Annotated in this window: 22 protein-coding genes and 1 riboswitch; of the genes, 6 read left to right on the top strand and 16 right to left on the bottom strand. The window is 44.6% G+C overall.

Translation table 11 applies throughout. The features are described 5' to 3' along the window. Nucleotides 1–7 precede the first annotated feature (7 nt). The 12 genes from hypF to ACPW7N_RS19445 all read right to left on the bottom strand — a co-directional run bounded on the left by hypF (nucleotide 8) and on the right by ACPW7N_RS19445 (nucleotide 10600). Nucleotides 8–2425, bottom strand: a complete 2418-nt coding sequence (gene hypF, locus ACPW7N_RS19500; RefSeq protein WP_425652822.1) for a carbamoyltransferase HypF — start codon at nucleotides 2423–2425, stop codon at nucleotides 8–10. Next, complete coding sequence (gene hypB / locus ACPW7N_RS19495; protein WP_425652821.1) at nucleotides 2413–3069, bottom strand: hydrogenase nickel incorporation protein HypB; 657 nt, start codon at nucleotides 3067–3069, stop codon at nucleotides 2413–2415. The genes hypF and hypB overlap by 13 nt, the downstream gene beginning before the upstream one ends. A 6-nt stretch (nucleotides 3070–3075) precedes the next feature. Continuing rightward, nucleotides 3076–3426, bottom strand: coding sequence for a hydrogenase maturation nickel metallochaperone HypA/HybF (locus ACPW7N_RS19490; RefSeq protein WP_425652819.1), 351 nt, complete (start codon nucleotides 3424–3426; stop codon nucleotides 3076–3078). Further along, complete coding sequence (locus ACPW7N_RS19485; protein WP_425652818.1) at nucleotides 3419–3844, bottom strand: hypothetical protein; 426 nt, start codon at nucleotides 3842–3844, stop codon at nucleotides 3419–3421. Before ACPW7N_RS19485 ends, ACPW7N_RS19490 begins: the two co-directional genes overlap by 8 nt. Then, nucleotides 3841–4332 (bottom strand): HyaD/HybD family hydrogenase maturation endopeptidase, encoded by a 492-nt coding sequence (locus ACPW7N_RS19480; protein WP_425652816.1) that lies wholly within the window; start codon nucleotides 4330–4332, stop codon nucleotides 3841–3843. The genes ACPW7N_RS19485 and ACPW7N_RS19480 overlap by 4 nt, the downstream gene beginning before the upstream one ends. After that, on the bottom strand, nucleotides 4329–5042 hold the full coding sequence (gene cybH, locus ACPW7N_RS19475) for a Ni/Fe-hydrogenase, b-type cytochrome subunit (RefSeq protein WP_425652814.1): 714 nt from the start codon (nucleotides 5040–5042) through the stop codon (nucleotides 4329–4331). Before cybH ends, ACPW7N_RS19480 begins: the two co-directional genes overlap by 4 nt. Nucleotides 5043–5053: 11 nt before the next feature. Then, nucleotides 5054–6760 carry a nickel-dependent hydrogenase large subunit gene (locus ACPW7N_RS19470; RefSeq protein ID WP_425652812.1) on the bottom strand — a complete coding sequence of 569 codons (1707 nt, stop codon included), beginning with the start codon at nucleotides 6758–6760 and terminating at the stop codon, nucleotides 5054–5056. 25 nt (nucleotides 6761–6785) lie between these two features. After that, nucleotides 6786–7874 (bottom strand): hydrogenase small subunit, encoded by a 1089-nt coding sequence (locus ACPW7N_RS19465; protein WP_425652810.1) that lies wholly within the window; start codon nucleotides 7872–7874, stop codon nucleotides 6786–6788. Nucleotides 7875–8172: 298 nt separating this feature from the next. Then, entirely contained in the window at nucleotides 8173–8859 is a 687-nt protein-coding gene (locus ACPW7N_RS19460) for an LrgB family protein (protein ID WP_425652808.1), read from the bottom strand. Then, entirely contained in the window at nucleotides 8834–9226 is a 393-nt protein-coding gene (locus tag ACPW7N_RS19455) for a CidA/LrgA family protein (RefSeq protein ID WP_425652806.1), read from the bottom strand. The genes ACPW7N_RS19460 and ACPW7N_RS19455 overlap by 26 nt, the downstream gene beginning before the upstream one ends. A 187-nt stretch (nucleotides 9227–9413) precedes the next feature. Then, the gene (locus ACPW7N_RS19450) at nucleotides 9414–10268 is read right to left on the bottom strand and encodes a hypothetical protein (protein WP_425652805.1); all 855 of its coding nucleotides are present in this window, start codon (nucleotides 10266–10268) and stop codon (nucleotides 9414–9416) included. A gap of 89 nt (nucleotides 10269–10357) precedes the next feature. Next, nucleotides 10358–10600 carry a YozQ family protein gene (locus tag ACPW7N_RS19445; RefSeq protein ID WP_425652804.1) on the bottom strand — a complete coding sequence of 81 codons (243 nt, stop codon included), beginning with the start codon at nucleotides 10598–10600 and terminating at the stop codon, nucleotides 10358–10360. 165 nt (nucleotides 10601–10765) lie between these two features. Here ACPW7N_RS19445 and ACPW7N_RS19440 point away from each other — a divergent pair, with 165 nt between their 5' ends. Both ACPW7N_RS19440 and ACPW7N_RS19435 read left to right on the top strand, forming a co-directional pair. Beyond that, a complete protein-coding gene (locus ACPW7N_RS19440; protein WP_425652803.1) occupies nucleotides 10766–11947 on the top strand; it encodes a hypothetical protein in 1182 nt (393 codons plus the stop codon). A 57-nt stretch (nucleotides 11948–12004) separates the two neighbouring features. Then, the gene (locus ACPW7N_RS19435; RefSeq protein WP_425652802.1) at nucleotides 12005–12439 is read left to right on the top strand and encodes a DMT family transporter; all 435 of its coding nucleotides are present in this window, start codon (nucleotides 12005–12007) and stop codon (nucleotides 12437–12439) included. 45 nt (nucleotides 12440–12484) lie between these two features. Here ACPW7N_RS19435 and ACPW7N_RS19430 read toward each other — a convergent pair whose 3' ends face one another. The 3 genes from ACPW7N_RS19430 to ACPW7N_RS19420 form a co-directional block, all read right to left on the bottom strand. Then, nucleotides 12485–13162, bottom strand: coding sequence for an SOS response-associated peptidase (locus tag ACPW7N_RS19430; protein ID WP_425652801.1), 678 nt, complete (start codon nucleotides 13160–13162; stop codon nucleotides 12485–12487). 384 nt (nucleotides 13163–13546) lie between these two features. Beyond that, the gene (locus ACPW7N_RS19425) at nucleotides 13547–14026 is read right to left on the bottom strand and encodes a CBO0543 family protein (protein ID WP_425652800.1); all 480 of its coding nucleotides are present in this window, start codon (nucleotides 14024–14026) and stop codon (nucleotides 13547–13549) included. A gap of 5 nt (nucleotides 14027–14031) precedes the next feature. Further along, nucleotides 14032–15852: an SgrR family transcriptional regulator gene (locus ACPW7N_RS19420; RefSeq protein WP_425652799.1), complete on the bottom strand. Its 1821-nt coding sequence runs from the start codon at nucleotides 15850–15852 to the stop codon at nucleotides 14032–14034. A gap of 106 nt (nucleotides 15853–15958) precedes the next feature. On the opposite strand from ACPW7N_RS19420, the gene ACPW7N_RS19415 reads away from it, so the two are divergent. The 4 genes from ACPW7N_RS19415 (at nucleotide 15959) to thiW (ending at nucleotide 18691) form a co-directional block, all read left to right on the top strand. Beyond that, nucleotides 15959–16465 (top strand): MFS transporter, encoded by a 507-nt coding sequence (locus tag ACPW7N_RS19415; RefSeq protein WP_425652798.1) that lies wholly within the window; start codon nucleotides 15959–15961, stop codon nucleotides 16463–16465. Nucleotides 16466–16589: 124 nt separating this feature from the next. After that, complete coding sequence (locus tag ACPW7N_RS19410) at nucleotides 16590–17126, top strand: MFS transporter (RefSeq protein ID WP_425652797.1); 537 nt, start codon at nucleotides 16590–16592, stop codon at nucleotides 17124–17126. 52 nt (nucleotides 17127–17178) lie between these two features. Further along, nucleotides 17179–17868 carry a DUF3298 and DUF4163 domain-containing protein gene (locus ACPW7N_RS19405; protein WP_425652796.1) on the top strand — a complete coding sequence of 230 codons (690 nt, stop codon included), beginning with the start codon at nucleotides 17179–17181 and terminating at the stop codon, nucleotides 17866–17868. Nucleotides 17869–17932: 64 nt separating this feature from the next. After that, nucleotides 17933–18041: riboswitch (TPP riboswitch) on the top strand. A 125-nt stretch (nucleotides 18042–18166) separates the two neighbouring features. Beyond that, the gene (gene thiW, locus ACPW7N_RS19400) at nucleotides 18167–18691 is read left to right on the top strand and encodes an energy coupling factor transporter S component ThiW (RefSeq protein ID WP_425652795.1); all 525 of its coding nucleotides are present in this window, start codon (nucleotides 18167–18169) and stop codon (nucleotides 18689–18691) included. Between the two features lie 70 nt (nucleotides 18692–18761). Here the strand turns inward: thiW and ACPW7N_RS19395 are convergent. Then, the coding region (locus ACPW7N_RS19395; RefSeq protein WP_425652794.1) for an immunoglobulin-like domain-containing protein at nucleotides 18762–18958 on the bottom strand (197 nt) is incomplete at its 5' end.

The following is an 18958-nucleotide window of genomic DNA, read 5'->3' as shown; positions in this document are numbered from 1 at the left end:
TGTTTAATTAGGCTTTCTTTCGTTTTGCAGAAGCGACAGCCAGTTGACCAATGGCAATACCGCCATCTCCACTTGGAAATGTCCTTGCCTGATACACTTGAAAGCCTGCTTCGGTTAGCTCTTTCGTCAGCCCCTCTAACAGAATCGGATTTTGCATACTTCCTCCCGAAAGCACGATAGATTTGGTCTGTCGCCATTCGGAAGGTGCAATTTCCGAAGTTGCCATTGTGACAATTTTCACAAGGGTATGAACAATTGTGCGATGGAACTTCTCTGCAATCAAATGAACCAAATCTCCGTTCAATCGCTCTTTCTGAATCTGAGTGACCATGGATCTCCAGTTCATTTTCAGCCACGGGTGTTTATCGGTTGGCACATCTGCTTCCATCTGCAGTTCAAGTGGATACGCCTCTTGCTCTATTCCATTGATTACGTCTCTCGGATTCTGGTTAGCACACTCCGTCAGTTCAATGGCTGCCTGTCCATCAAAGGTAGGATACTGGCAAATGCCCAAGAGAGCACTGATTCCATCAAACAGACGCCCACAACTGGAGGCGCGGGGTGTATTGATTCCACGCTTTTGCATATGAAACAAAATAGCAGACTCTTCCTCTTTTCCAAGAGATGCGAGATAATCTAACGCTGCCGCTTCATCTCCCGTCTCTAGCAACATGGCGGCTGCTGTCCGCCAGGTCTCCCGAATTGCTTTCTCTCCACCTGGCAGTGGAATAGGCTGCAATGAAGCTACCCGAGTAAAGGAGGTGTAACTGCCGTGTAGAACCTCCATTCCCCAAATCGTCCCGTCCAAGCCATAGCCTGTTCCGTCCAGTACAATTGCCAAACAGTCATCTGTCAGACCGTGTTCCGTCATGACGGAAGCCATGTGCGCATGATGATGCTGCACTGGAATGACTGGAATTTCAAATGACTCTGCGATTTGTTTCGCTAACCCCGTACTCCAGTATTCGGGATGCATGTCGCAGGCGATGTGGGTAAACTCCTTGCCGTACCACAGTTTATACCTCTCTAACGTGTTGAGGTAGCGTTCTTGTATTTCGACATTGGACAAGGTTCCCGTATATGGCCCGTGATACATGCGATTTCCCCTGCCTAAAGCAAATGCCGCATGCTGTTCTGCTCCGACCGCAAGAATACCGTCTGTGTCAAAGTGAACAGGGACTGATTCAGGGATATATCCCCTTGCTCTGCGCAGGATCGTTTGTTGCCCTGTTCCCTGATTCCAATGGACAACGGAATCATCGATCGGATTGGCAATCGGGCGGTTATCTGTAATCAAATAATCTACCAACTGATATGCCGCAGGCTCTGCAAACCAGACCGATTCATCAGCGATTAAAGGCTGCCCTGACAGATTGGCACTGGTCATGACCAGCACAGGCAAGTCTTCATTCAACAGAAGATGATGCAGCGGTGTGTAGGGCAGCATCACTCCCAGCTTTGTGCTGGCAGGAGCAATGGAATGAGCAAGCTTGTGGGTTTCCTCTCTTTTTTGCAGGAGAACGATGGGAGCCTTCTGGGATAGAAGCAGTTCTCTCTCATCCTCTGATAGATAACAATGCGTCTCTACTTCAGATAGGTCCTTCATCATGAGCGCAAGTGGCTTATCAGGACGTCTTTTTCGTTTGCGCAACAACTCAACAGCTTCACTGTGATGGGCATCCACGGCTAAATGATACCCACCTAATCCTTTGATCGCTAGTACAGCACCTGCACGCAGTGCCGCTCTTGCCTCTTTACTTACATTGACGTCCAACAGTTGCCAAGGCGATTCACTTCCCTCTGCTGACCGCTGATACATCCGTAAACCAGGGCCGCAAGTAGGGCAAGCAATCGGTTGAGCGTGAAACCTGCGGTCAAACGGATCCTTGTACTCTGTCTTGCAGTCAGGACACAAGGGAAAATGAGCCATTGTGGTAAACGGTCGATCGTATGGCATCTGTTCAATAAAGGTATACCGTGGCCCACAATACGTACATGTGGTAAAAGGATAATTATATCGACGGTTATCTGGGCTTATCATATCGCTTTGGCATGCGGGACAAAGAGCCAGATCAGGGGAGATGTCTGTCAGTCCTGCCCCTTCCTGTTTGCTCTCTTTGATAAAAAAGGTGTCCCAACCCTCTGGTGCAGCTTCTATTTCTTCAAAGCTTATATACGTAGCAAGCGGTGGTGGGTTCTCTAGCAGCCCTCTCGCGAATTCTTTCACCTGATCGGGATTGCCTTCAATATGAACAAGTACACCGCTTGGATCATTCTGTACCCAGCCAAACAAGGAAAGATCGGCAGCCCTGCGAAACAGTTCTGGCCGAAATCCAATCCCCTGCACACGTCCTTGGATGCTAAGTTGCAATGCCTGAATCTGACTCGTTACGTGAGCAATTGTTTGATCTTCTACTTGAGACATAGTGCACGCTTCTCTTTGATCCAGTCTATCCAAGCATCAAATCCTTCACCACTTCGAACAGACAGAGGAAGGACGCTGGATTCCGGATTGATGAGTGCCAAATCCGCTTTGGCTTGCTCAACATCAAAATCGAGGAACGGCAATAAATCAATTTTATTTAACACAACCATTTCTGTTCTTCTAAACATCGTTGGATACTTCGGAATTTTATCGTTTCCTTCTGGAACAGAGAGTACCGCAATTTTGTGATTTTGTCCTAAATCATAACCGGAAGGACAAACTAGATTCCCAACATTCTCAATGATCAGGATATCCAATTTATCTAATTCAAAATGAGGAATTGCCTTTTCGACCATTTTGGCATCCAGGTGACAGCCACCACCTGTATTTAGTTGAACTGCTGTCGCTCCAACCTCACGAATGCGCTCAGCATCCATTGAAGTCGCAAGATCTCCTTCTATAACTCCAATCCTGAATTCTTGAGACAGGTGCTCGATTGTTTTCACCAACAAGCTTGTTTTGCCTGCTCCCGGGGAGCTCATCAGGTTTAGAACCAGTATCTTGTGCTCTGTGAACGTATCTCGCAAACTTTCTGCAGCTTGCTGATTTTCTGCCAGAACACTGTTTTTCACGTCGATTCTCATCGCTGTCTACTCTCCTTCAAAGTATAATACCTGCAGTGTCTCACCCTGAATCAGTTTGCCAGACGGCATTTGACAAGTCGGACACAACAGAATGCGCCGATCAGGATGATAGCTGCTGCTGCACACGTGGCATTCAGCTACTGCTTCTTCCCATTCAATCGTCAATTTGGCATCACGAAACAGCGAATAGGAATCTACCTTCTGCAACGCTTCAAAAGCGAACTGAAGGGCGTCAGGCATCGCACCGGATAACTCTCCGACACGCAGACAAACCTCCGTTACTTGCTTGATGTGCTGCTCGCTTGCTAGTTGGTGGACCATTTGCAACGTGCTTTCCATTAAAGACATCTCATGCATCGGCTTTCCTCACTTCTACCGTCCACTTCTCACCAATTTGCTGGAACGGAAGGCGGTCAAAAACTTTTTCTGCTCCGGTTGGCAGCCTCTCCGATTTATTACACGGCAAACAAAGTAGCGTCAGGTCCATTTTGCGCAGGGAAAGAGACGAATGGCAAGAAGGGCACTTGCCGACAATCGCTTCGACCTGTCCCTTCTCATCTCTCGACAAAAACAGAAGATGCCGGCCCACCAAACGCTGCGCCAGCTTCTCTTCTTCCCCCAAAGCGGATACTTCGGCCCACATCTTGCCTTCCAACTGCTGTTGGATGGACTCCCATTTCTCTGACTTATCTTCGAGAAACGGATGGGCTACTTCTTTAACCGTGTCAACAAGGGACTTAAGCGACATTTTCATAAATGCGCGACGGTCTGTCATACGGCTGCTCCCCACTTTTTCAGGCGATCTTCAATTTTTTCAACAACTTGCGGAATGGCACCCAACGCTTCCGGTGTCATTGCCGTTCCCCACTCGATTGCTCCGGGAACAATGCCAATGAAATAGATATTCTCAGGCAAATGTCCTCGAAAGTCAGCGAGGAACAACAGCTCCTGGAAACTCTGCTGGTGTTGGGAGAGACGAGCACCTGGAAAATAAGGAATCTCCTCTTTTTCCAGGCAAATCAATTCTCCCGCTTCTCCTTGTGCAGCAACCGCATCAACGATAATCAGGTGAGTTGTCTCTTCGATCAGGGGCAGAAGTTTCATTCCTTCTGTCCCCCCATCTTCAATGTTTACTTCCGGATAGTTCGCTTGTTTGTGTCGGAAGGCTTCAATTGCGTGTACGCCGACCCCTTCGTCTTGAAAAAGGATATTGCCGATGCCAAGTACGATGATGTTATTTGTCTTAGGTTGAGCTGACATCATGAAGCAATTTCTCCTTTACCTTTAGCCTTGGCTGCATGCTCTTCATCTTCATCATGTGTAAATTTGTAACCGGTGAAGATAGAAGTAAGTGCGCCGTCTTTATCCAATGCATCTACACGAACAGCCATGTAGACGTGAATAACGATGAATACCATGATTCCCCACGCTAACCAGTGGTGAATGTAGTGCATCCAGATGCTGTTCTCCGAGAAAACCATCATCCAACTGAACATGGCGAATGCCGTTGAATGAGGACGGATCTCGAACAGCATGAAAAATCCAGTCAGGCAGAGGATAATTCCCCCTAGTCCAATGCAAGTAAGATACCCGAACTCTGCCATCGGGTTATGTCCCAAGTAGTGTGGATGCTTGCGGTCGATGAACAAGTAGTACTTGAGCATCTGAAATTTTCCGGTCCAGAAACTTTTCTTCAGGACGTTAATCCGTGAGTTCTTGTTCCCTGCAAACGCCCAATACAAGCGAAGCATCAAATTGGCAGCAAAGATGTATCCAGCAATGAAATGAATTTCACGCACATACCCCATCAAGAATGCCGGTGTTGCCGAGAAGGCTTGTGGGGAAACAAACGGATTTCCGATGTATACACCAGTAATCATTAACACCAGAATGGCAAGTGCGTTGATCATATGGAAGAATCGAACAGGAAGCTGCCAAACATAAATTGGTTTAATCGGCGATGGGTGTTTCATCCCTCTCCCCCCTACTCAATCGTAATTTGAAGCGTCTCGTTCTTCTCTAGATCAGTCAAATGTACAGCGCAAGCCAAGCAAGGGTCAAAGGAGTGAATAATACGCAGGATCTCAATTGGTTGCTTCGGATCATGGATTGGTACACCTTTCAGTGCCGCTTCGTATGCTCCGAGTTGTCCACCTGCATCACGTGGTGCCGCATTCCAGGTAGTTGGTACGATCGCTTGCCAGTTGTTGATTTTGCCGTCTTTGATAATGCTCCAGTGGCCCAATGCTCCACGAGGTGCTTCTACGATACCTACACCTTTGGCTTCTTTTGGCCAAGTGGCTGGGTCCCATTTCGCAGAATTGAATGTAGTTGTATCACCTGCTTTGATGTTAGCAAGCAATTCATCCATCATTTGACGTGTTTTGTACGCCAAAATTTTTGCTTCAATACCACGAGCAAACGTACGGCCTAATGCAGAATGAAGTGCTTCAAACGGCAATCCAGCACGTCCCAGCTCTTGCTCGACAGCAGGTTTGATATCGTTGTGATTCACGGCATAGCCCAGAATCATACGAGAGAGAGGACCTACCTCCATTGACTTGCCTTGCCACTGAGGAGTTTTAATCCAACTGTATTTGTTGTCTGTGTCAAGGAATTCAAATGGCAGCTGACCGGTGAAGTTGAAGTCTGTTTCACCTTGCCAAGGATGCAAGCCGCCCTCTTTTTGATACTTGTACCAGGCACGGTCGATTACTTCCTTGATCTCATCTTCGTTCCATGGATCTGGTTGTTTAATGTCTTTGAGGTTACCGTCAACGATTACACCTGCAGGCATCCAGAAGTTTTTACGATCAAAATAGGAACCTACCGGGAAGTCGCCATAGCTGAGGTAGTTCTTGATACCGCCGCCGTGCAACCAGTCTTTGTAGTAGTGCGCCATCGCATAAAGGTCAGGCATATACACTTGATCAACGAATGTAATCGCACTGTTGATCAGATCAGAAATCATTGCCAGTTGAGCTGCATTGACCGCAGTCTCACTGTTCGGGTCAATTGGTGTTGCCATACCGCCCACCACATAGTGTGGATGCGGGTTTTTACCGCCGAGAATTGTGTGAATCTTAACCAGTTCTCTTTGCTCATCCAGTGCTTCCAAATAGTGAGAAAGCATGATGAGGTTCACTTCTGGTGGAAGTTTGTAAAGCGGATGACCCCAATATCCGTTGGAGAAGATCGTCAATTGACCGCTTTCCACGATTTTTTTGACTCTCTCTTGAAGTTCTTTGAAATATCCAGGTGAAGATTTTGGCCACGCTGACATTTTTTGCGCAGTAGCGCTTGCCACATTTGGATCTGCTTTTAACGCAGAAACGACGTCAATCCAGTCCAGTGCATGCAAATGATAAAAGTGAACGATATGGTCATGTACAAAAATTACAGAGTTCATAATATTACGAATCAGGTTCGCATTTTGAGGAATCTCAATTTTCAATGCATCTTCTACGGAACGCAGTGCAGCTAATGCGTGAACGGTTGTACAAACACCGCAAATACGTTGAGTTAATGCCCAGGCATCACGTGGGTCACGATTTTTCAAAATGGTCTCGATTCCACGAACCATGGTACCGGAACTGAAAGCGTCTACAATTTTACCCTGATCCATTTCGGCTTCAATCCGCAAGTGTCCCTCAATTCGCGTAATTGGATCAACAACGATACGTTTTGACATACTAGGCTCTCCCTTACTCTCTCAATTATTCTTCGTTCGAATCCTTCTTCTTGGTGGCATACGTAATCGCAGCATGAGCAGCTACACCTACAGCCGTTGCACCAACAGCAATTGCTCCCACTTTATCTGGATTCATTGGCTCGTGGAACCCAGGAATTTGGGCAACTGCCTTGGTATAGAAAGGACCCTGATCCCAGAAGTTTTCTTCTGAACAACCGATACATGGGTTACCAGATTGAATCGGGAAGCTGACGCCACCATTCCAACGCAATTGTGCGCAAGAATTATAGGTAGTAGGACCTTTGCAACCCACTTTATATAAACAATATCCGTTTTTAGCACCTTCATCGTCGAATGACTCTACGAACAATCCAGCGTCGAAGTATGCTCGTCTGTTACAGGTATCGTGAATTCGTTGACTGTAAAATGCTTTTGGTCTTCCACGGTGGTCCAGCTCAGGAAGCGTACCGAACGTAATGAAATGAACAAGCACACCAGCCATTACCTCTGCGATTGGCGGACATCCTGGAACTTGTACGATCGTTTTACCCGGCAAAGCTTCTTTCAGACTCATGGCCCCCGTAGGATTCGGATTCGCCGCTGCGATTCCGCCGTGAGTGGCACAACTTCCAATGGCAACGATAGCCGCTGCATGTTCGGCTGCTTCACGAACCTGTGAAAGTGCGCTCGTGCCACCTGCAATGAAGAATTCATCTCGCGGAATACTTCCCTCGACAGCAAGGATGTACTTGCCTTTGTACTTCTCCATTGTTTCTTTCTTGGCGTGCTCTGTTGCTTCGCCTGCTGCAGCAGTCAAGTTCTCATGATAGTTAAGCGAAATGTAGTCCAATACCAGATCCGCGGCAGTTGGGTGACTAGAACGAATAAATGATTCCGAACAGCCTGTGCAATCCTGATAATGCAGCCAGATAAACGGCAAGCGCTCTTTGGTTTCCAGTGCGTGTACTACTTTCTCAGATTGTGCGAAGTCAAGTCCGATGACAGCCCCCACTGTTGCACAGACTTTCAGGAACTCACGACGACTGATTCCTGATTCTTTCATTTCTTCGTAAATCGTCTTGTTGCTCTTACGTTTTTCCAACAAATGAAACATATGCCCACTCCCAACATCATCAGATGATCACATATATATCTAGTAATTATAGGATTGATTTTTCTAATAATCGATAATTTCAGGAGTTTTCTTCCAAAAGTTGCTTAATACATTTCAAATAGTGAAAAGGGTGTAAAGCTTGGTATGACAACATCTGTATTTTTTTACCATTGACAACTTTGTGAATTTCAAGAATATTTCACAGTTCGATATAAATAAAAAAATGGAGCCCGAAAGCCCCATTTCACAATGATTCCCATTTATCATTTTTAATTGTGACTGAAATCACAGCGCTTACCTACATTATTAGCGTGATAACATTGGGGATTAAAAAGGAAGTGAAGATCGCACTTACCCCCATGGCTACTCCTGCGATAGCTCCTTGCAATTCTCCCTCCATAACCGCTTGCGCTGTTCCTTGACCATGAGAGATCGTACCAAGCGATAACCCTCTCGCCAACGGATGATTGATCCCTGTTTTATCCATCAGCAAAGGTCCAAGCATGGATCCGACAAAACCAGTTGCCACAACAAACACAGCAGTAAGCGCAGGGTCTCCCCCAATAATCTTTGTAATTTCAATGGCGATTGGAGCGGTTGCATTCTTCACAGCCAAGGAAGCTTGTATGGATTCTGACAAGCGAAATAGTTGTGCAAAGAACAGGGCTACAAATATGGAAGCCAGTGAACCGCTAATAAGGCCGACACCAGCAGGAATGAGATTTTTCATCAAGATGACCCGATTGTTGTACAGCGGTACAGCCAATGCTACCGTAGCTGGCCCCAACAGGTAGGTCATGATCTCCTTGGCCGGACGATATTCCGTCGTATCGATTCCACTTAGTAACAGTATTCCAATGATAACGGCTGTACTCAGGAAGACAATATTCGTTAGTGGCGAAGCGTATCGATTATTTAGCAATCTGCTGCCACAGTATGCACCAATCGTAATGACAATACTAAAAATGGTTAAGGCTGCGTTCACTGTTTGGCTCTCCTTTCTTTTTACGAAGGAGTTGAGCAGTGTGCCCTGTTATAAAGATCCCTGCCAAACCGCTAGCCACCAGGGCCAGGATCAGGACAAGCCCATGTGCAGCAAATAAGGGACCAAAATCCATGAGTCCTACTGCGATGGGAATAAAGAAAAATGCCAAGTGCTTAATGAGGAAGGAGGCCGCTTGCTGTATCCACTTCAATTGGACGACACCTGTTACGAGTAAAAAAAACAGAATGAGCATTCCAGCTACATTTCCAGGCAGCGGAAGATGTAGTGCACCGACAAGCCAATATCCCAGAGCATTTAATATCCATAAAAGTCCAAGTTGCGCAATAAAAATCAGTCCACTTTTCATTATTTTCCCTCTTGTTGAATAAGTTATTAGAATAGTAGATGGGTTTTATTATAGAACTTTTAGAAAGAATAGTACATTTTTTTATTAAATATAAAAATATCCTTTGCACAGCTTCTATATTAATAGAAAAAAGGCCGGTAGTACCGACCTTTTTCCTGCTTACGAGTATTCTGTATACTTACACGGACTAGCGTCCAAACACACCAGTTGGCAATACGCCAAATTGATTCACTGTTGACGCTTGATAAGCTGGAATTGTGGAATATCCAATACCAATCGCCTGTTGTGGAGATGGGTAGCCAGAATTTAGTGCACGCACTTCTTGTACATTGGTGCCAGCAAAGCCTGGTTGGAAAATCGCTTGTACGCCGCTTGCAAATTGTGGAATTGTTGCTGTTTGGTATGTCGGAACAGTAGTCATTCCTGCATTATACACTTGTTGATTCAACTGCTGTTGTTGTTGGAACGGAATCGCTTGATACTGATTAGCAGATCGTGCATAGTCTTGTCTTACTTCCTGTGCATTCGTTCCTGCAAAGCCTGGTTGGAAGATCGCTTGTACACCGCCGCCAAGAGCACCAGGAACTTGCACAGGAATTTGACCTACACCAACATTTGCATTTTGAAACGCAACAGGGTATGTAGGTACATAACCAATTTCACGAGCAATATCTTGTCTTACTTCCTGTGAATTTGTGCCTGCAAAGCCTGGTTGAAATACAGCTTGTACATTACCAAAAGGAGCACCAACCTGACTTGGTTGACTGAACTGGCCTACATTCAAAGGTGCAGCAATATCTTGTCTCACTTCCTGTGGATTTGTACCTGCAAAGCCGGGTTGGAATACGGCTTGTACATTACTAAATGGAGTACCAATCTGACTTGGTTGACTGAACTGGCCTACATTCACAGGTGCAAACCCTCCTTCACGGGCAATGTCTTGTCTTACTGCCTGAGGATTTGTTCCTGCAAAGCCAGGTTGAAATACCGGATGGGATGCATAAAAATTTGCGCTAGTTAATTGGTTTTGTGTATTGTACATTTTCTTATCGCCTCCTGAGTATATTGTCTTCCTTTTTTTTTCTGGTATGCATGATTTTAGAAGAATTTTATCTCATTCTAAAAATGACCTTATTCTTCCGAAAACATCTTATCGTACCCAGTTCTGGGGATAGCTACGTTTTTCGTCCCGGCATATTCATCGATCTTGCCGTCATTGGTACCTTCCATGTAATCGTCACTTACCTGCTCATGCGTAGTAGCCAATCCTTTTGAAACCTCGTCGTTCGATTGATAATCAGCAGGTTCGTATGTTTTATCAGCAAGTTTTTTCGCACTTTCCTGTAACGATTGATTGGATAACTGATTGTCCACTTGCCTATTCCTCCTTAAAAAACTAACCTCTTTGGCTTAACCTCTTACCAAAAAATCTCTTTCATTTAATTAGTGTGCGATCCCCAGAATGAATTTATCCATGATTTGACGTAATTCGACGCTGAGAGGTATACTCTACCTAATTATTGGAAAAGGTGGATTGTTATGAAAAAATCATTTTATGCACTTCTTGCTACATCAGTTATCGCTAGTACATTATTTCTTCCAGTAAGCCATGCCACCGAGAACACACCTGCCTTGATTTCCCCAGCATCTACAATACCTACATCATCTACTGAACCTTCCGTACAGGCACAAGCTCAAACAATTCAATGGAATGTTGAACAACTCGAAGCAAAGAAACTGACCGAAATGAATCTGGAACACTATAAAAAGTTTCTTGGAACTCCTGGTAACCACCTGGTTATCTACGGACTGGCAATGAAAGAACAACTACCGCTGTTGCAAAAACTCTACACCCCAACCGAGGGCAGATTTCGCCTCGACTTAACCTCTATGACTTCCAAGGATCAGGGTGGAAACAGCAATAAAAATATAATCGTACTTCCCGCCTTCTTATCATTGGCTAACGTGAATGGTACCGTACAGACAACTTACGGAACCAAAATTATTACTGCAAGGACCGTAACAGCGGAAAATCTCACTCGTAAATTGCAAAATGAAAACAATGTCTTGCGAAAAGAGTTGGACGATCAGATCGAGAAAGAAATAAGCTGGTATCTCACCAAGTATGAAGAAAGGCGACAACTGGCCTATGACAAACCTGCATTTGATCGAGTCGGTGTAGTGAAGTCGTTCCATTTAGAATCAGGAAGTATTGCACCTATTATCGGTACAGTAGAAGGGTATTGGTTGATTAATAAAGAAAGTAGCCCGGCTTTAGAAAGTAAAACACAATATACCATCCATTCTGATTTCACCTTCAGCAGCCGAATATATAACAGTAGCGTCTATCAAATAGATAGCTATAAAACAGGAATTCAATTGAAGGATGCGGCAGATGAATTGGTATCAGCATCTCCACTTGCAACTAGTCTTTTGCTTGATGGTAACAAAGGAATGAAATCATTTGAATGGCCTGCAACAGGATTCTCAGCACTATTGGATGCGAGTGAGAAGAAAGGGCAACTGGGATCGTATACGTTAACCGTAAAACAAAAAAATGAATTCAAGTCCTTGCCTAATCAATTCCCATTGCTCTTCTCATCTGTCTTTTCTTCGTCCAAACCTACTGTTTCATTCGAGACACAGCATTGGTTCCATACAACTCCGAAAGATAACGAAGAACATTACACCAGCTCCAATGACACGATCACCAATGAATAGCTACTAAATTTTCACGCGAGAGTAGAATGATAGGCGGATAATTGGGGTGAAGAGAAGATGAACAGCTATGTGGTTAGTTTACTGCTGGCATTTGGGGCGGGGTTGTTTTTGTCTGTACAGGGAGCGATTAATTCGTTTATTGGAAAAACAACTGGACAATACGTCATGATCATTGGTGTATCCATTTTTCAAGTCATCTTTGCCTCATTTTTTCTCCTGCGTGCAGGTGGGTCACTTCCTATAAACATAATTCCCTGGTTGGCGATTGCAGGGGCGATGGGCGTGGGCATCATGTATAGCATCTCCGCATCAGTCGGGAATATCGGTACGCTGCTTGTCTTTGTTCTTCTCATCCTTGGTCAAATATTTGCTTCCTCCTTTATTGATCATTTCGGGGCTTTAGGCACACCAAAACAACCACTGAATCTGCATAAAATCGGAAGCTTGCTCGTCATTCTTGCAGGAGTATTCTGGTTAGTCAAATCTTCATAATGAATTAAATCAAAAGACACTTTAACCGCTTTATCGATTAAGCAGTTAAAGTGTCTTTGTTATATCTGCTATGCATTCAGAATGATTATTTCTTACATTGCCCACGATAGTAGAAACGGGGTAGGCCTCCATCTGCTGTTCGTCGTACGGCTGCAGCAGCGATTGGAGAACCTGTGTATCGCTAAAGTCCCGGTTCAGCCACAGCTCTTCATGCTCCTTCCCGATAATAACCGGCATGCGTTCATGGATGTCATCCATAATTCCATTTGGTTCCGTTGTAATAATCGTACAACTATGCACCTTCTGTCCGTTCGGTTTGACCCACGTATCGAACAATCCAGCCAAACCAAAGGGTTCACGATTTTTCATGACAATTCTCATGGGCTGCTTTCCATCCGAAGTTTTTTTCCATTCATAAAATCCATCAACGGGAATCAAACATCGTTTGCGTACAAATAATGTGCGAAATGACGGCTTCTCCTGGATGGTTTCGGCTTTGGCATTAATCAACTTGTAACCAATCGATTCATCCTTCGCCCAAGAAGGAATTAATCCCCAATGCAATTGCCCCATTCTGCGCTCCCCCTGATCAGAAAGAATGGCCGGGATATTTTGACCAGGTGCGATATTGTAACTTGGCAGAAAATCAAATGTAAATGTATGAATACCAAATCGTTTGATTAATTCTGCAGGTTCGGCAAATAATGAGAATCGTCCACACATTCTTTTCCCTCCACTGTTCTATGGAAAAATCATAAATAACGATTATCTATTTTTATGTTGAATCAAATAATTATAGCAAAATTATTCATTGACAACGTGCGAATAGTGTTTATAATATAAACTATATTGTAATAATTATAATTTAACTCCAAATAAAACTCAAATACACTGAGGTGAGCAAATATGAAGCATCAACCAACTCAACAACATAAAAATGCTCTCTTTGCGAAACGTGTGCTTAAATTCCTGGGCAGAAGTATTCCAAAGGTTGAGAAACCGACTTTGACACATGAATAATCAACCCATTCCATTACTGCCAACAAACTGCGAAACCACCTGACTCAACGAAATTAGCTGAGCGGGTGGTTTCTTTATTGATTGAAGTCACTGGTATTTTTGTTTTATTTTTTTAAAAAACCAGCAAAAGTACCAGTAGGAAATCAGCAAAGTGATTGTGATCGTAATCCAACTCCAGTACCATGTCCAGTGTCTGTATTTCACCAGGTCAGTATACTTTTCAAGGATCACCTCGATAATCGTCATTACAGTAGGAAATGACACTATGTAAAGAAGTTTGACCATCCAACTTTTTTCCTTGGGAAAGTGGATATTGAATAAAGCACTGATGGAAGGAAAGAGAAAGAATTCAAACGTAAAACTGATTCGATAAGCGTATTCCATCAGCCGTTCCGGATACTCGATCAATCGATTTTCAACGACAATCGCACCAAACGGCCAGGTCAGTACCTGCATAAATAAAAAGCTGAGTTGGGCTTCCAACAGCTTCTTGCGTGGGACAAACAAAATCAGCAGGATGACCATAACCACCCAGGTAGCTATCAGTATTTTGAGCTCAAAAGACACTAGTATCACCCTTGAAGGTTCGTCAGCATATATGCTTTCCACATATATCGAAAATCAACCCACCCTAGTGCAGTTAATGAAATCTCCTGAAAATCAGCGTGTGAGAGTATACGTATCTCGTTTTGATAAAGAGGGATCAACTGCTTCTTCTCCAATACGTATTGCTCAAGTAGCCTCAGTTGTTTGTGCCTTTCTTCTTTATCCTCACATGGAAACACCCGCAGATATGTCTGCTCTTGAATATACTCGATACCCTCATCATCCAGATGGTTATGGACGAAGCTGTTTTTACTCAGGAGCAAGTCCAGAAATGAAAACTCCCACCAGTCATCCACCGTTGCGCTGTCATGAATGATATCTGCTTTTTCGATGGTTTCAGCCTGGAGTAACACATCCGGTTCGCAAAAGTGCAGCTCAAGCATGATACCAAACTTCTCGCACTGCTTTTGAATCCAGTTAGCATCTTCCACATGATCTTCGTCATCAAATGTGTATAAATGCAAAATTTCTCCGTGACCGCTTTGGCTAAGCAAATGCTGAATTTCATCTGATGAGTGATCAGAATGACTTACTTCTTCATCCTGAGTAATCAATCCAGTAGCCATTTTTTTGCGAATGCCACCTACCTCCTGTATCAGCAAGGAGCGATCAATGATCATTGAAAGGGCATTTCTGAACTGACTATCCCGAAGTGGCCCTTCTTTTACCACGTTCAAACTGAGATACTGGACGCTCTTGTCCAGCCTTTTGGTAAGCTGCCACTTACGCTTATCGCCTGCTTGGGTTTTATCCTGGTAATCGGGATTTGTCTGATAGTGGAGGTCAAAATGTTGACTGGTTGATGGCATAATCCAGAATTCGATCCGATCTAGATAAGCTCTTTCTCGAAAATAAGTTTCAAAGGCCTCCAGGACGACCATCGACTGATCATTGCGAACCAGCTTAAATGGGCCCGTACCGATTAGCAGGTGATTCTCCGAGGCTTTTTTATGCTCCATCAACCCGTTTGGCAAAATAGAGAGTCGCTCATTCCCTACAAAATGCAAAAACAAATGATTCGGACGATGTAATGTAACTTCAACCACCCGTTCATCCAACACTCGGACTTCTTTAATGTCCCGTACCATCCACCGATAGGGAGATTTCACTTTTTTATCTGCAATCCGGTCAAACGTGTATTTGACATCATGTGCAGTCAGCTTTTGCCCGTGATGAAAATAGACCCCTTTTCGCAATAGAAATGTCCACACGGTATGCTCCTGGTTACTTTCCCAGGCAAATGCCAGATGAGGCTCAATCAAATCTTTCTCCACATTCAGTCGGACAAGCGTATCACAGATCTGTTTGATGAGATGATTTTCGGAACGCAACGAGATATTCGCGGGGTCCAATTTCGGCAGTGGATGATCAAGGGGAATTCGCAACGTATCGATTGCCTCTAATTCCCTCTGCTCTATATGAAAACCAAAATGATTCCGTATCCATACAAGAAATTGCTCCTGCAATTGCGGGAAGGCATGCAAATAGTGATCAATCAGCCCTCTCGCTTCGGAAATCTCTCCGTGAAAAACCAATTCTTTGGCTTTTCCCAGTACGAGCTCCTGTGGTTGTATCAGTAAAACAACCGTAGAACGATTCCCTCTGCCCTTGCCCGAACTCCAGACAATCAGATTCTCGTCTACGAGTTTCTTCAATATAAGCTTGGCATTGCGGGGCGTACAGTGAAGGATTTGCGATACTTCCTCCAATGAAATACGAATGGGTGCTGCTGTTTCCTCATTAAAAAGGTGTTGAGCCAGACGAACATAATGATCAATCAATACCATATGCAATCTCTCCAAAAACATGAAAAAAGAGGGGAAATTTCCTACCCTTTTTCCATCTCGCATTCTAGTTTACAGTGTAACGCAAACGATAAAGAGTGTGTAGGAGATGAAAAACTTGTTGTCAGGAACCATGCGTTATCCAAAGTTAGTCTGGATCCGTGCACTGGGAGAATTTCTAACCGGTTTTACGGGCTCTATGTTGACCCCTTTTCTTATTTTTTATCTGCAAGACAAGCTTGGCGGCTCCATTGTTATCCCCATGATGATCGTTGGCTTGCAACCATTGGCAGATATCTGTGTAACGGTATTGGGAGGTAATCTAGCTGATCGATTCGGTCGAAAGCCGATCATCCTGATTGCCCTGGTATTGCAGTCACTAGCGATGGCTGGATTCATCTGGGCTGAGTCCGCCTGGATATTTGCCTGCTTGTACGCACTAAATGGAGTAGGAAGATCACTGTTTATCCCTGCCCAACGAGCCCAAATCGCAGATGCTGTCCCCGAACAGCAACGGGCCGAAGTGTTTGCCTTACTGTCTTCCATTGGGTACATCAGTGTTTCCGTAGGGCCATTCTTCGGGATGCTAGCCTACAAGTCGAATCCAGCGATGTAAGTTGACAGGAGGGGGATCTGCCTCACTGCCTGTAACGTATCCACAGGATTCTTTGCAATTACAATCCCCTTCAAAAAAACGGGCAAAATCATTCATTTTAGAACACCGGAATGTTCTCGGGCTCATGCTGTTTTCATTGCCAATCAGCTTCTTTTATGCACAAGTGGAGACTAATTTTCCCCTCCATCTGAAAAGCAGCTTTTCTGATTATTTGTCTATCGTCGCCTCCATGACTTCGGTAAAAGCTGTACTTGCGATTTGCTTGCAATTCTGGCTAGTCAAAATAACTGAGCGGCTGCCCACTCATCACACAATCCTGCTTTCTTACGCTTGTTTTGTTGTTACTGGGCTAATCTATGGCCTTTCTCATCTATTTTGGTTTTTGCTCGTGGCACAGTTGTTTTTAGTGGTTGGAGAAAGTGTTGGACTTACCCGCCTCCTGCAACTCGTCTCCACGATAGCACCCCCCGATAAAAGAGGCCTCTATTTCTCTTTGTACGGAATACACTGGGACATTTCCAGAACAGTTGGTCCTGTATTGGGCAGCTTCATCCTGATGCAGCATGGGGGAATGAGTTTGTTTATCCTTGCATCTGTACTGCTGCTCACTGGTTGCCTTGCACAATTTATCTGGATAAAACGCATGGTTCCGCTTCAATAGGTGATTCTATGGGAAAAGGAATACACTTTTCTAAAAGGAGTGGAGCTTTCTCATGAAATTGCTGAGACTGGTTGGTGTTATGGTTATTAGCCTCTTTGCCTTTGCCCACGTACACGGACAGGTCCCCACGATTGATACGATGAGCATGCCGGATTCCAGAGGGCCAACAACGGTTTCCATTGTTGAGCAAAAAGATCATACAACTTATATCGATTTTATCTATCCGCAAATTCGTGGCATGGCGAATCCAGTACTACAAAAGCAGTTGAACGACCAGATAAAAGTAAGAGTATATGAGTTGACGAAACGGGATGTATTCGCGGGTGAGAAACAACGTTATTACTGGACCAGGTATGAGATTCCCTATAACAACTCACTAGTAAGCATCCGTTTGAACCAATCCATCAATGTACCTCATGCGGCACATCCAGCAAACTATATCGCTTCGATCACGCTGGACAAAAAAACGGGGAAAGAATTGAAGTTTGCCGATTTGTTCAAACCCAATACACCTTATATTGAAAAAGTGAACCAGCTTACCCGACAAGAAATCAACAAAATGGGGATCAACCTGCTCAAGCCTTTTGAGGGGGTTTCACCGAATCAGGAATTCTATCTAACCAAAGATGCGCTCGTCATCTATGTACAGGAAGGCGAGTATACGCCTCATGCTTACGGCCCCTTGGTGGTTGCCCTGCCTTACGCAGGGTTGCAGGATGTGCTGCGGGTTTCGCTTCCCTAAAAAAACCCTTCACAAATTGGACATATATGATTTATAATGAGCAAGAATTTCCATGTGAATAACACATTATCGCTAGGGGTGCCCCTTTGGGGCTGAGACAGAACAACTCAAGTTCTGGACCCTTACCACCTGATCTGGATCATGCCAGCGTAGGGAAGCGGACGGATTGCTACCTTAACAAGTTTTCGTGAAGGTTCGATCTCGCAGAGAAATGGTCGCCGCTTCCCATCATTGGGGGGCGGCTTTTTTGTGATATGCAGATGGAATATTTCCACTAAATCAAATGGGGTGTCACTTTATGAAATCAACGAAAGATTTAACCAAAATGGCTGTACTTGTAGCAATTGGCACAATTAGCTCACACCTTCTGTATATTCCTACTGGTCTGGCAAAGGCTTTTCCGATCCAGCATGCGATCAACGTCATTGCGGCTGTGTTACTGGGACCAATCCCTGCAGTGGTGGTTGCCTTTGCGATTGCGTTACTGCGTAATCTATTGGGGGTCGGTACACTGCTTGCTTTTCCTGGTGGGATGATTGGGGCATTGCTCGCTGGATTGCTTTATCAACGGTTCAGAACTAAGTGGAGTGCAGTGACAGGTGAAGTTATTGGGACGGGAGTCATTGCTTCTTTGGTTGCTGTACCTTATGCCAGTCTGGTAATGGGTAAGGCGGTTGGGGCTTTTGCTTTTATGCCTGCTTTTGTGGTTAGTAGTGTGATTGGGGCTGTGATTGGTTTGGTTGTTGTTGGGGTGGTTGGGAAAAGAATGAGCCTGCCTTCATTAGAAACAAACCCATATATTTCGGGTGATGACAAGCATTAGAGGAAGATTAAGTGATTGATCAAAATAGAGATTACCCTCTAGATGAAATTCTAGAGGGTAATCTCGTTTTTTAAGGTTGCTCTTTTACTGTTACTGTGAATGTTTTGGTTTCTTGGGTTCCATTTTTACTAATGGTTGCTGTCAAGGTTACCGTTGCGTCACCTGATCCATTCGCTGGACGTGTGACTGTTCCATCCGTTCCTACTGCTGCATTGTCGGATCCCCAGCCTACCGTTGTTCCATTGATTCCTGTCGTCGGCAAGGTTA

It is taken from the genome of Brevibacillus nigriterrae, assembly GCF_049846925.1.
GTDB lineage: Bacteria > Bacillota > Bacilli > Brevibacillales > Brevibacillaceae > Brevibacillus_H.
Note: the sequence above shows the minus strand (reverse complement) of the source record. Positions and strands in the feature narration are given on the sequence as shown.